The organism is Arcobacter sp. s6 (assembly GCF_040884245.1).
Classification (GTDB): Bacteria; Campylobacterota; Campylobacteria; order Campylobacterales; family Arcobacteraceae; genus Aliarcobacter.
This window is the reverse complement of sequence record NZ_JBEVTN010000012.1, coordinates 77,329-90,531: the sequence shown is the minus strand read 5'-3', so window position 1 is coordinate 90,531 and position 13,203 is coordinate 77,329. Positions and strand designations below refer to the sequence as shown.

Annotated in this window: 12 protein-coding genes; 3 read left to right on the top strand and 9 right to left on the bottom strand. The window is 28.2% G+C overall.

Features of this window, described 5'->3' with window-relative positions:
* Positions 1 to 5 precede the first annotated feature (5 nt).
* The 5 genes from rimK to ABVS04_RS08905 form a co-directional block, all read right to left on the bottom strand.
* Complete coding sequence (rimK, locus tag ABVS04_RS08925) at positions 6 to 938, bottom strand: 30S ribosomal protein S6--L-glutamate ligase (RefSeq protein ID WP_368030354.1); 933 nt, start codon at positions 936 to 938, stop codon at positions 6 to 8.
* 11 nt (positions 939 to 949) lie between these two features.
* Positions 950 to 1,372, bottom strand: a complete 423-nt coding sequence (locus tag ABVS04_RS08920) for an ATP-dependent zinc protease (RefSeq protein ID WP_368030353.1) — start codon at positions 1,370 to 1,372, stop codon at positions 950 to 952.
* Positions 1,373 to 1,430: 58 nt separating this feature from the next.
* A complete protein-coding gene (locus tag ABVS04_RS08915) occupies positions 1,431 to 1,655 on the bottom strand; it encodes a hypothetical protein (RefSeq protein ID WP_368030352.1) in 225 nt (74 codons plus the stop codon).
* A gap of 64 nt (positions 1,656 to 1,719) precedes the next feature.
* The gene (locus ABVS04_RS08910) at positions 1,720 to 3,768 is read right to left on the bottom strand and encodes an EAL domain-containing protein (RefSeq protein WP_368030351.1); all 2,049 of its coding nucleotides are present in this window, start codon (positions 3,766 to 3,768) and stop codon (positions 1,720 to 1,722) included.
* A gap of 29 nt (positions 3,769 to 3,797) precedes the next feature.
* Complete coding sequence (locus ABVS04_RS08905) at positions 3,798 to 4,604, bottom strand: phosphatidylserine decarboxylase (RefSeq protein WP_368030350.1); 807 nt, start codon at positions 4,602 to 4,604, stop codon at positions 3,798 to 3,800.
* 118 nt (positions 4,605 to 4,722) lie between these two features.
* Between ABVS04_RS08905 and ABVS04_RS08900 the strand changes: the two genes are divergently transcribed.
* Positions 4,723 to 4,962 carry a hypothetical protein gene (locus tag ABVS04_RS08900; RefSeq protein WP_368030349.1) on the top strand — a complete coding sequence of 80 codons (240 nt, stop codon included), beginning with the start codon at positions 4,723 to 4,725 and terminating at the stop codon, positions 4,960 to 4,962.
* Between the two features lie 7 nt (positions 4,963 to 4,969).
* Here the strand turns inward: ABVS04_RS08900 and ABVS04_RS08895 are convergent, their stop codons facing one another.
* The 4 genes from ABVS04_RS08895 to ABVS04_RS08880 form a co-directional block, all read right to left on the bottom strand.
* Positions 4,970 to 6,088: a murein transglycosylase A gene (locus ABVS04_RS08895; protein ID WP_368030348.1), complete on the bottom strand. Its 1,119-nt coding sequence runs from the start codon at positions 6,086 to 6,088 to the stop codon at positions 4,970 to 4,972.
* A 310-nt stretch (positions 6,089 to 6,398) separates the two neighbouring features.
* Entirely contained in the window at positions 6,399 to 8,285 is a 1,887-nt protein-coding gene (gene dnaK, locus ABVS04_RS08890; protein ID WP_368030347.1) for a molecular chaperone DnaK, read from the bottom strand.
* Positions 8,286 to 8,368: 83 nt separating this feature from the next.
* Positions 8,369 to 8,929 (bottom strand): nucleotide exchange factor GrpE, encoded by a 561-nt coding sequence (gene grpE / locus ABVS04_RS08885; protein WP_368030346.1) that lies wholly within the window; start codon positions 8,927 to 8,929, stop codon positions 8,369 to 8,371.
* An 8-nt stretch (positions 8,930 to 8,937) separates the two neighbouring features.
* Entirely contained in the window at positions 8,938 to 9,729 is a 792-nt protein-coding gene (locus ABVS04_RS08880) for a heat-shock protein (RefSeq protein ID WP_368030345.1), read from the bottom strand.
* Positions 9,730 to 10,021: 292 nt separating this feature from the next.
* Here ABVS04_RS08880 and ABVS04_RS08875 point away from each other — a divergent pair, with 292 nt between their 5' ends.
* Positions 10,022 to 10,975: a TAXI family TRAP transporter solute-binding subunit gene (locus ABVS04_RS08875; RefSeq protein ID WP_368030344.1), complete on the top strand. Its 954-nt coding sequence runs from the start codon at positions 10,022 to 10,024 to the stop codon at positions 10,973 to 10,975.
* A 117-nt stretch (positions 10,976 to 11,092) separates the two neighbouring features.
* Entirely contained in the window at positions 11,093 to 13,201 is a 2,109-nt protein-coding gene (locus tag ABVS04_RS08870) for a TRAP transporter permease (protein WP_368030342.1), read from the top strand.
* The last annotated feature ends 2 nt before the right edge of the window (positions 13,202 to 13,203 follow it).

The window sequence follows — 13,203 nt, the reverse complement described above, 5'->3', positions numbered from 1 at the left end:
AGTTATTAAGCTCCAATACTATCTTTTTTGATTTTTCTTTTTTGTGGATTTTCTGAGTCTGTTGGTTTTAAACTTTTTTCAATAAAATCCATAATTTTTTCTGCAATATTAATATTCGTAGATTTTTCAATTCCTTCTAGTCCTGGACTTGAATTAACTTCCATTACAAGAGGACCTCTAGCCGATGGAATCATATCAACACCACAAACACCAAGTCCCATTGCCTTTGCTGCTGCAATTGCAGTTGCTTTTTCTTTTCTATTTAATTTATATAATTTTGCGCTTCCACCTTGGTGTAAGTTTGATCTAAAATCACCCTCAGCTCCTTGTCTTCTCATTGCACCAACAACTTCACCATTTACAACGAATGCTCGAATATCAGCTCCACCTGCTTCTTCAATATATTCTTGAATTAGTAAGTTAACATCCATTCCATAAAATGCATCAAGAACCGATTTTGCTGCTTTCTCACTATCAACAAGAACAACTCCAACACCTTGAGTACCTTCTAATATTTTAAGAACTAATGGTGCACCGCCACTTAATTCAATAACATCTTTTGCATTTGATTTATTTGAAGCAAATACAGTTCTTGGCATATCAACATCATTTCTTGATAGAACTTGTAAGCTTCTTAATTTATCTCTACTTCTAGCAATAGCTAAGTTCCCTGATGTACTAAATACTTCCATCATTTCAAAGTGCCGTACCATTGCAGTTCCATAAAAAGTTCTACTTGCTCCAATTCTTGGAATTATAGCATCAGGTGTAGGTAATACCTTTCCTTGATAATTAACAACTAGCTCACCTTTCATAATTTCAATAGTACATCTTAAATAATCAATTACTCTTACTTCCCAACCTTTATTTTTAGCTTCTTCAACTAATCTTTTTGTAGAATATAATTCTTTATTTCTTGATAACACATAAACTAACATTTTAATCCTTTTTATATTGTTTTTGTAAGATATTCTTTTGAAACATCAACTAAAAAACGGTTTGTCAAAAATTTTCTTCCTATTAACATTGGATATTTCATATCAGAACGATCCGCTAAGCTAATAATTGTTTTATACTTTTTCCCAAAAAAGGATACTGTAACTTGAACAGAAGCTCTTAATTGCACTGTCCCATTTGAACTTTTAATTTTTTTTAATTTATATAGCGGCATTTTAATTTTTTTGCCATGATAAGCAGCGTGAACTTCATCTAATAATGTGAAATGAACAAATTTCTCACCATCAACATAAATATCATCGCAATGTAACGAGTTTGAATCAGCACCAGTATCTATTTTAGCATCTAAATCAAATAGTTCTAAATCTAAAATAGATATTATTTCTCTTCTACCTATAATCTTTTTTTGTGACATAACAAATCCTCTTTAAAAGAATATTATATCACAAAATTATTTTATAAATTTAAGGAATTTATTTTTTTGCATCCAATGCTTTTTGTAAAATAGTAATTACATCTTCTAAATTCTCATAAGGAATATGAGATTTCCATTGAACATCTTGTCCATTTAAAGAAATACCAATACTTACAATATCAGGAGTATCTTTTCCATAAGGCTCAGTTACATTAGAGATAGATATTTTACCTTTTTTAGTTCCCGATAATGCTAAATTTCCTAATTCAGTAATTGTAGACATATTAATCCTTTTTTATTTATATTTATCCAATATTTTACAACAAAAAGCTTTTAGTTTAGTAAAATTATTCAATTTTCTTATTAGGTTCTGCTAAATAAAAACCTTGAAATTCATCTACACCTAAATCCAAAACTGTTTTATACACTTCAGCAGAATGAACAAACTCTGCAATTACCTTTATATTTAAAGCTTTTGAAAAATCAATAATTGATTTAACAAGCTCATATGAACTTTTTTCTGTATTAATATTTTTTATTAGTGAACCATCAATTTTAATATAATTTGGTCTTATTTTTAAAATGTGAGCGAAATTTGAATAACCAGTTCCAAAATCATCAATAGCAATTTGGATACCTTGATCTCGATATTTTATTATGAATTCTTCTAATAAAGTATAATCTGTAATATAATCACTTTCTAATATCTCAAAAACTATTTGTTGTTTTTTTTCATTATCAATTTTATCTAAGTTTTTATCCAAAGATTGTACGAAATCCAAATCTAAAATATCTTTAAAACTAAGATTCAATGAAACTTGTTTTTCTGTCTTTGATAAATCAGCAAAAGCTTTTGAAATAACTTGATTTGAAAGTTGTAAATATTGTTTTGTTTTCACTGAGATATCAAGGAATAGATATGGGCTTAAATAAATTGTTTCACCCTCATCATTTTTATCTCTTAATCTCATTAAGGTTTCATATTTTACAATTACTTTCTCTCTATTAAAAATTGGTTGATAAAATGGCGTTACTAAATCTTCTTCAATTGCCAATTTGATTTTTTCTCGCCAATACATAGATTTTTTTATTACTTCTTTTGTATCTATTTCATTATTATATACAAAGAATTTCATATTTGCTTTTTTTGCTTTTTTAAGAGCAATTCCTGCTGTTTTAACAGGTTCTTCTTGAGCTATTGAAATACCAAGTGTTATATTTATAAAAATATCTAAAGATAATTCTTCTATATGAATTGCTCTATTTTTGAAAAGCTTACATAATTCAGTTATAAATTCATCATATCTTGAGAATCCCATCATCTTTTTATCTGCAAGACAATAAACATTTCCATAGAATCTATAAACATGCACATTATATTTTGTTGCAAATTCATTTAAAACTTTTGCAACTTCAATTAAAACTAAATTTCCAGTAGAAAATCCATAAAGTTCATTTATATCATCAAAAGAATCAATATCAATTAAAGCAATAGATACAAAATCATCATCTTTAATATCATCTTCAAGTGCTGTTCTATTTTTTAGATTTGTTAATTCATCAATATATAGTTTATTCTGTATCTCTTTTGTTTTTTGCTGAACATGTTCATCTAAAGTTTTTCTATTATTTTCAACTTGATCAAGTAATGTGTTAAATTGAGAAGCTAAAAAACCTATTTCATCTTTAGATTTAACCCCATTTTCAAACTCATTTTTTGTTGAACTAACTTTTTGAACTTCTGAAAACATTTTATTTATAGGAACAATAACTTTTATTGCAATAAAAATACCAATTACAGCCAATACTCCAAATAAAAGCATAGAAATATTTAAAATTAAAGAATTAACTCCTTCAATAAAAGAAGAAAAATCTTCTTTATAAATTGAAGAGACAATATACCAATCTAACTTTTGATTATATTCAACCCAAGAAATTTTTTGATAGCTATGATTGTAAGGATCATAAACTCTACTCCATACATACTCAAAAACAACTCTTTTACTATACGCATTTTTTAATTCTTCGAATAATAAATTATTATTAGCACTTGGAAGAGGAATAGTTGAAAAATCTTTTGATTCAAATTCTCCACTTGGATCAAAAATTATTTTTCCATTGCTATCAAAAATATAAATATATCCAGTTTTGCCCAAAGTAGTACTATTAAGAAGTAACTGAACTTCATTTAGCAATTTTTCTTTATCTTCAATAGTTCTTGATTTGCTATTAATTATTGAAACTATTTTACTAAATTGAACTTTTGAATTATTAATTTCATTTTCACTTAAATAAGTATTTATTTTAGGTGATAAAAAAAATACTACAAAAAATAGATAAGCTAAAAGTCCAAGTATAAATAACCAACCAATTTTTAAAAATATTTTATTATTCATATTACTACTTTGTTATTGAATTTTTCAAATTATAAAATTTTAGCAATCTTTTGTCCAAATCTTACATCTTTATTTAATAGATTATCTATTTCTACTGAATCTTTTTCCCAAATCATAACTACTGTTGAACCCATTTTAAAATAACCTAGACATTCACCTTTTGTTATCTCAATATTTTCATATTCATAAACTTTCATCTCTTTTGCGTCTGTATTTGTTTCAACTCTTTGCTCAAATTCAAATACCATTTGACCTACATTTAAAGCTCCAACAAAAACCATATAAAAAACTTTTCCATTATTTTCACACTCTAAAATAACTCTTTCATTTTGAACAAAAAGTTCAAATTCTTTATTTAGATATTTTAAATTAACTGGATAAAGTTTTCCAGGAACGTGAATTAATTTTTTTAGTTTAAAATCACATGGAGAATGGTATCTATGATAATCTTTTGGTGAAAGATAAAAATTCATAAATGAACCATTTTTTACTTTTTCAAAATTTGAAGTACAGTAATAAGTAAGTAATTCCTCGACACTATACTTCATACCTTTTATCTGTAATGCTATATCATCATCTAATCTTCCACACTCTGTAATCAAACTATCTGTTGGTGAAATAATTACATCATTTGATTCATCTATTTCTCTTTTTATTACTAATTCTCTTGTAAATAAAGCATTTAAAGATTTATAATATTTTGCATTTTTAAACTCACTCATATTTAATTTCATTAATTTAACATATGAATCATTTATTATTTTTTGGAAAAAAAATGGGAACTCTTTTTTTGCAAATTTTCCAAAATATTGAGAAATTAAATTTGTTATGTGCATTACTTTCCTTTTAAAGTTATCTTTTTTATTATTCTATCCATATTTTCTTCTTAAATTCCTTTAATAAAAATTTAGATACCCTACGAATAATAATCAATTAAAATTTATAAGGGTTTATATGTATAAAATAGTTGTAGCAAATCAATGTTCATGCTTTAAAAATAGTAATTTAAAAAATAATTTAACTTTTGAATCAAAAGATGAAGCATTATTAAAAGCAATAGAAATGAAAAATTATATGAATAGTGATTTTTGTAAAAAACATAATTTTGAATTACAAGAAATGTTTAATAACTTTGTAATTTCATTTTATAGTGATGCAAGAGATAATTGTTGTGGAAATGGTTGTTGTATGTAAACAACAACTATTTTTTAGGCATTAAGATATACATTTTGCCCTTTTCTTTCATTCTTCCTGCATAATCAAAAGCATCTTCTCCAAATCCCCAAAAAAAATCTGCTCTAATTTCACCTTTAATTGCGCCTCCAACGTCAGCAGCAACCATAAGTTGATTTATTGATTCTTTCGTTACTGGATTTTTTGTATTTAAGAAAACTGGCATTCCAAGAGGTATAAATTGCGTATCTACAGCTAAATTTCTTTGTGCAGTTAAAACACTGCCTAGACTTCCAGAGGCACCCTCTTTTGAAATTCTAAAAAAGATATAACTATCATTTATGTTTAAAACTTCATCTATTTTTAATGGATTTTTTATAAAAAAGTTTTTAATTCCTTGAATTGACATTTCATTTTTATTAACATAGCCTTTTTCAAGCATATAATTTCCAATACCAGTAAATGGCCACCCATTTTGTTGTCCATATCCCACATTTATTATTGTTCCATTTTCTAATTGTATCCTACCTGACCCTTGAACATGCAATGAAAATAGATCATATTTATCATCAACATATGCAATTACTTCTAGATTTGGATTATTTGGATTTGCTTCTATTTGTTTTCTTGTATCATAAGGAACAATCTTGTTATCCACAATTTTTCCTCTTAACTTATAATCTTTTAATTTTGGATCATCAGAAACAATTAAATTTTTTGGAATCTTATAAACTGGATATTTATATCTTTTAGTTTTTGTTAAACTTCCATATAAAAGAGGTTCATAGTATCCAGTGATTATTCCTTCATCACTTGATTTACTATCATAAAGTTTGTATGGTTGAAAATTTACAATAAAAAACTTTCTTCCATCGGTTTCAAATTGTGCTTTGTGACAAATATCTTTAAAAAGGTCATATCTTTTAGATCTCTTACAATCCTTTTTAAAAACATCTAAAGCATAATCTAAATCATCTTCAAAAAATCCTTCGATTGCATAGAAATTTGTCTGTTCTAATCTATTTGAAGCTTCAATTTCTTCAAAATCAATTTCTTCAATAACTTCAGTTTTCTTGATTTCATTTTTACTTGAACATCCTACAATAAAAAAAATAGAAAATAAAATGATTAAAATTGAATTTTTCATATACCACAATTTGATGATGAGTTAATAGAATGTACTTCTTTTAATCCACAATTTTTACAAGAATATTCTACTTCTATAACACCGGAACAACCATGATTTTTTAAAACTCTACTTGTGATTACTTCTTGAGTAAAAGTAGTGTTTGTGTTTTTATCAAAAAAAGTTTTTTTTGTTTCTTTGCAAGTTGGGCATTCTCCACTATTTAAGGAATTTACTCTACCTTTTTTAGTTTTGAAATACAAAAGCACTGAGAATATTGAGATGAGGAATAATATTAATATTATGAAAAGTGTTTGCATGAAGTAGAGATTTACTCTACTTCAGCGTCGATAACGTCATCGTCATCTTTTTTAGCTTTTGGATTTGGTTGAGCACCTGCTTGATCTCCACCCTCTTTTTTATACATAGCTTCTGCTAATTTATGAGATTTTTCAGTTAAAGTTTTAACTTTTGCTTCAATCTCCTCTTTAGTAGCACTATCATTTTTTAGCACTTCTTCAAGTTCAGCAGCTGCATCAATAATTGCTTTTTTCTCATCTTCAGAAACTGCATCTTCATTTTCTTCTAAAGTTTTTTTAGTTGAATGTAAAAGTCCATCAGCTTGATTTCTAACTTCAATCACTGCTTTTCTTTTTGCATCTGTTTCTTTGTTAGCTTCTGCTTCTTGTACCATTTTTTCAATTTCATCATCACTTAATCCAGATGAACCTGAAATAGTAATTTTGTTTTCTTTTCCAGTACCTTTATCTTTAGCACTTACATTTAATACACCATTTGCATCAATATCAAAAGTTACTTCAATTTGAGGTACGCCTCTTCTTGCAGCTGGAATATCTGAAAGTTCAAACATACCTAAAGATTTATTATCTCTTGCAAACTCTCTTTCTCCTTGTGATACGTGAATAGAAACAGCAGGTTGATTATCTTCAGCTGTACTAAATACTTGAGATTTTTTAACAGGAATTGTTGTACCTTTTTCGATTAATTTAGTCATAACCCCACCTAAAGTTTCAATTCCAAGTGATAAAGGAGTAACATCTAGTAATAATACATCTTTAACATCACCTTTTAAAACTCCAGCTTGCACTGCAGCTCCCGCAGCTACAACTTCATCAGGATTTACACCTTTATTTAACTCTTTACCAAAAAATTCTTTTACAACTTTATTTGCTTTTGGTAATCTTGTTGATCCACCAACCATAATAATTTCTTGAATTTCATCTTTATTTAATCCTGCATCTTTAAGTGCAGTTTTGATATGGGCTAAAGTTTCATTAATTAAATCTTCAGTCATAGATTCAAATTTTGCTCTTGTTAATGATTTTACTAAGTGAACAGGACCTGCACTTCCCATTGAAATAAATGGCAAGTTGATTTCTGTTGATTCAGCTGATGATAACTCTTTTTTAGCATTTTCAGCAGCATCTTTTAATCTTTGTAATGCCATTTTGTCATTTTTAACATCAAAACCATTTTCGTCTTTGAACTCTTTCGCTAACCAATCAATAATTCTATTATCAAAATCATCTCCACCTAGGAATGCATTTCCATCAGTTGAAAGAACTTCAAATGTACCATCTCCAATTTCAAGTACAGTAACGTCAAATGTTCCTCCCCCTAAATCATAAACTAAAACTTTTTCTTCACCTTTTTTCTCTAAACCATAAGCTAAAGATGCAGCTGTTGGCTCATTAATGATTCTTAATACATTAAGACCAGCAATTGTTCCAGCTTCTTGAGTCGCTTTTCTTTGTGCATCATTGAAATATGCAGGAACTGTAATAACAGCATCATTAACAGCTGTTCCTAAATATTCTTCTGCATCAGCTTTTAATTTTCCTAAAATTTTTGCTGAAATTTCTTGAGGAGTATAAACTTTTCCAGCAATTTCAACAGCTGCTGCTCCACTTCTATCCACGATTTTATATCCAACTTTTGATTGAGCTTCCTTAGCATTTGGCTCATCCATCATTAACCCCATAATTCTTTTAATAGAATAAATAGTTTTTTCTGGATTTGTAATCGCCTGTCTTTTTGCAGGATCACCTACTAAAACTTCACCTTTATCAGTAAATGCAACAATTGAAGGAGTAGTATTTTTTCCTTCTTTATTAGGGATAATCTTAGCTTCCCCACCTTCATAAACTGCTATACAAGAGTTTGTTGTTCCTAAATCTATACCAATTACTTTACTCATTTTTTATCCTTATCAAGTTTTATTTTTTATTTAATTTATATCTTTTCAAATCTATCTAGTTTTATGACATTACGGTCAGTTTTTTAGTTTGCTATACTAACCATTGATGGTCTTAAAAGTCTATCTTTTAATAAATAACCTTTTTGTAATTCACTAACTATTTGCCCTGTTTCATGACCATCACTATCTACTTTCATTACTGCATTATGTAAATTTGGATCAAATTCTCCATCTGTTTCAATTTTTGAAATATTATGTTTTTCAAAAGTTGTATTAAAATTTTTAATTGTAAGTTCAATTCCCTCTTTTAATTTTGTTAATAAGTCTGCTGCATCTAATTGTGCATTTGCAGATTGTAATGCCATTTCTAAAGAATCAATTGGACCTAATAAATCTTTAGCAAATTTTTCACTTGCAAAATCAATAGCTTGATATTTTTCTTTTTCTAATCTTTTTTTGATATTTTCAAAATCAGCATGAACTCTATAATATTTATCTTCACTATCTTTTAATTGTTGCTCTAATCTTGCAACTTTTTCTTCTAAGCTTTCTTCTTTTTCAACAGTTTCATCTACTACTTCACAAGTTGTTTCTTCTTGCTTTATTTCTTCTTCTATAATTTGTTCTTTTGTTTCTTCACTCACGTTATCTCCTAAAAAGTTGTAATTTTTTCATAAAAGTATTCATAATCTTTTGGTAATTCACCAATAACCAACATTTTCACATCTTCATTATTTATCTTGCAATAATTACATATTCCAATATAGTTTGAAGGTAAAAGCTTTTCAAAATACAAGCCTTCTTTCAACTCATCTAAAACTTGTCCTTTTAAAAAATTATTTATTGTGTATTCATCAAAATTATAATTTAAAGCCAAATTTAAAAACTCTTTATAATTAAAAATTTGAAAATCTGAATTTTGTAAAGTTTGATTTATTGATTCATAAACCTCATATGCACCTACATCTTTTGAAATTCTTGTAATATCTTTTAATTGTAAACCTATCATATCATTCAAAAATCTATAAAGTGCATCTGAATATTTAACACTTATGGCAAATGAAGAAAATTCTAATATCATATATCTATTTTCAACATTTAAAATATCTTTTAAAACATCAGATTTTTCTTTTTTTATAAAAACAGACAGCCCTATATTTGAAGCAAAATACTCTAATGCTCGTAAATTTATTCCTGCTAGTTTAAAATTAAGTTTTGTTTCCCAATACTGTTTTAAAGCTTCTGTAGTTGGAGTTCTTCCACTACTTATATGCTCTTGTGCAAGATAACCCTCATCACCTAACTTTTTAAAGTAACCTCTAATGGTTGCTGGTGAATAAGTAATATCATACATAGATTTTAATTGAGTTGAACCAATAGGTTCTAGATGCTCAATATAAGCTCTAATAATAGATTGTAATAAAAACTCTTTTTTATCTATCATAATACGACCACTTTCATAAATTAGCACTCACTATCTCAAACTGCTAAAGAATTATAACCTATTGAGTCATTATTTGTCAAGTCTTTTTATTTTATTTTCTTAAAAATATTTTTTATATTCGTTTAAGTTAAAATACATTTTAGATATGTTAAATTACAAATAACTGTAATTAATATACGATTTACATATAATTTATTATTTTTATCACATTTGTTTTGTAATTAAAATAGTGTTATAATAATCTAATGTGCTAAGTCAAAACTTTTTACATAACTACAACTAAGGAGAAAAAATGAAAAAAATTGTTACAGCTACACTAGTAGGAATGTTATCAATTCCAGCATTTGCTGCTGAATTTGTTACTATAGGAACAGGTGGAGTTACTGGAACATATTATCCAACAGGTGGAGCTATTTGTAGATTAGTTAATCAATACAAAAAAGAAACAAAAATCAGATGTTCTGTTGAATCAACAGGTGGTTCTGTTTATAATGTTAATACTATTAAAAATGGTGAATTAGATTTTGGTATCGTACAGTCAGATGTTGTATACCAAGCAAGTAAAGGGCAAGGTTCTTTCGAAGGTGCTGCTATTCCTAAATTAAAGTCAGTAATGGCTATTTATCCAGAACTTTTAACATTAGTTACAAGAAAAGATGCAAACATCAACTCTTTAATGGATGTAAAAGGTAAAAGAATTAACCTTGGAAATCCAGGATCTGGAAATGAAGCAACTGCTTTAACTCTATTTGATGCAAGTGGAATCAAAAAAGAGGACCTAGCATTTGCTGGAGCATTAAAAGCTTCTGAAATGCCAGATGCATTAAGAGATAATAAAATTGATGGATATTTTTACATGGTAGGACATCCAACTGCAAATATTAAAGATGCATCAACTTCAGTTGATGTAAAAATTACTCCAATTGCTGGAGCAAATGTTGATTCTTTAATTAAAAAATATCCATACTTTGCTAAAGCTGATGTTCCTGGAGGATTATACACTGGTAATGATGAACCAACTCCTACTTTTGGAGTTAAAGCTGTATTAGTTACAAGTGACGATGTAAGTGTTAATGCTGTTTATACAGTTGTTAAAGCTATCTTAGAAAATTTTGATGAATTTAAAAAATTACACCCTGCATATGCAGACATTACAAAAGAATCTTTACTTGAAGGATTAGCTGCTCCTTTACATGAAGGTGCAAAAAAATATTTCCAAGAAGCTGGATTATTAGAAGCTAAATAATTACTACTTATCTAAGGATTTAAAATCCTTAGATAAACCTCTTTTTCATACTTCATTTAATAAAAAGTTTAAATGAAGTATGAAAACAAAATCTCATCTATTTTAAAAGGATTAATCATGGCTATTTATGAAGAAAAACCTCATAATATTTCCCAGTTAGAAGAAGAACAAGAGCATGAGACTGAAGCCATTTTACATGAGCTAGAAGGACAAAGAGTTTTTGGTTCACAACATTATGAATTTTGGCTTATTTCAGTAATTGCCCTTGCATGGTCTATGTTTCAATTATATATTGTTATTGAACCTGTAAACTCAACAATTTCGAGATCAATTCACTTATCATTCGGTATGGTACTTGCATTTTTAATTTACCCAATGATGAGAAAACCTTACTTTTTAACAAAAATTAGATGGTTTGGATATACATTTGCTGCTATTGGTTTAGGAACAGCTTCATATATTGCACTTTTTTATAATGAAATCTCTCTAAGACCAGGAGATTATACAAGTGCTGATATTTTTATTGCAGTAGTTGCCATTGTTATATTATTAGAAGCAGGAAGAAGAGTCCTAGGATTAGCATTAAGTATAATTGCAATTGTATTTTTAGCTTACTCTTACTTAGGTCCATATATGCCTGAGTTAATTATACATAAGGGAGCTAGTTTAAATAAACTTGCAGGACATATGTACTTAACAACAGAGGGTGTATTTGGTGTTCCACTTGGAGTTTCAGCTGGATTTGTATTTTTATTCGTTCTTTTTGGTTCTCTTTTAGATAAAGCAGGGGCTGGTGAATATTTTATTAATTTAGCTTATGCACTACTTGGAAAATTTAGAGGAGGTCCAGCAAAAGCTGCTGTTGTTGCATCTGGATTTACAGGTATTATGAGTGGAAGTTCAATTGCAAATACTGTAACAACTGGAACATTTACAATTCCTTTAATGAAAAAAACAGGATTTAAACCAGAACAAGCAGGAGCAGTAGAAACTTCAGCTTCAACAATGGGTCAATTAATGCCACCAATTATGGGAGCTGCTGCTTTTATTATGGCAGAGTTTTTAGGAATGGCCTACAGTGATGTTGTAATTGCTGCATTTATTCCAGCATTTGTTGCATATTTTGCACTAATTTATATTGTTCATCTAGAAGCATTAAAATTAGGACTAAAAGGAATGAATCCGGAAGATCTTCCAAAAAAATGGAAAACGTTCGTTACAGGAATTCATTATTTGATTCCAATTTTCTTCTTACTTTACACTTTAATTGTATTAAGACAAAGTGCTGCAAGTGCTGCATTTAATGCAATTATGCTATTAATGGTTCTAATGGTTGTTCAACATCCATTTAGAGCTTTATTAGCAAAAGAAAAGATTACAAAAGAGATAATGCTAAGTGGTTTTGTAGATATTTTAGCAGGTATGATAAGTGGTGCTAAAAATATGGTTCCTATTGCAATTGCAACTGCACTTGCTGGTATCGTTGTAGGAACTATTACATTAACTGGTCTTGGACAAGTTTTACTTGATGTTGTTGAAACTTTAGCAGATGGAAATATTTTTGCTATCTTAGCGTTAGCTGCTTTAATCTCTATTATTTTAGGGATGGGATTACCAACAACTGCAAACTATATTGTAATGGCATCATTAACAGCTCCTGTTATTTTAACACTTGCTGCTGATAATGGATTCTTAGTTCCTGCAATTGCTGCACACTTATTTGTTTTCTATTTTGGTATTTTAGCTGATGTTACACCACCTGTTGGACTTGCAGCTTACGCAGCAGCTGGTATTGCAAAAGCAGATCCTATGAAAACAGGAGTTATTGGATTCATTTATAATATAAGAACTGCATTATTACCATTTATGTTTTTCTTTAACCCTGAGCTACTATTAATTTCAGGAATAGATGCTTCAAATCCATCTGATCCTATTGGCTGGGTATGGATAACGAATCCTTTAGATATAGCTGTAATTTTTATTACTGCATTTGCGGGAATGATTGCATTTTCTTGTGCTACAATGGGTTATTTTATAACTAAGACAAATATATTAGAAAGAATCTTATTTATAAGTATTGTTCCATTTATGTTCTTACCAAGAATTATGGAAGCAAAACTAGGATTAGGTGATCATCATGTATCATATTTAATTGGTTTTGGAGTTTTTATAGCTTTATACTTAATGCAAAAAGCAAAAATGAGAAAAGAAACAATAACTGCTTAGAA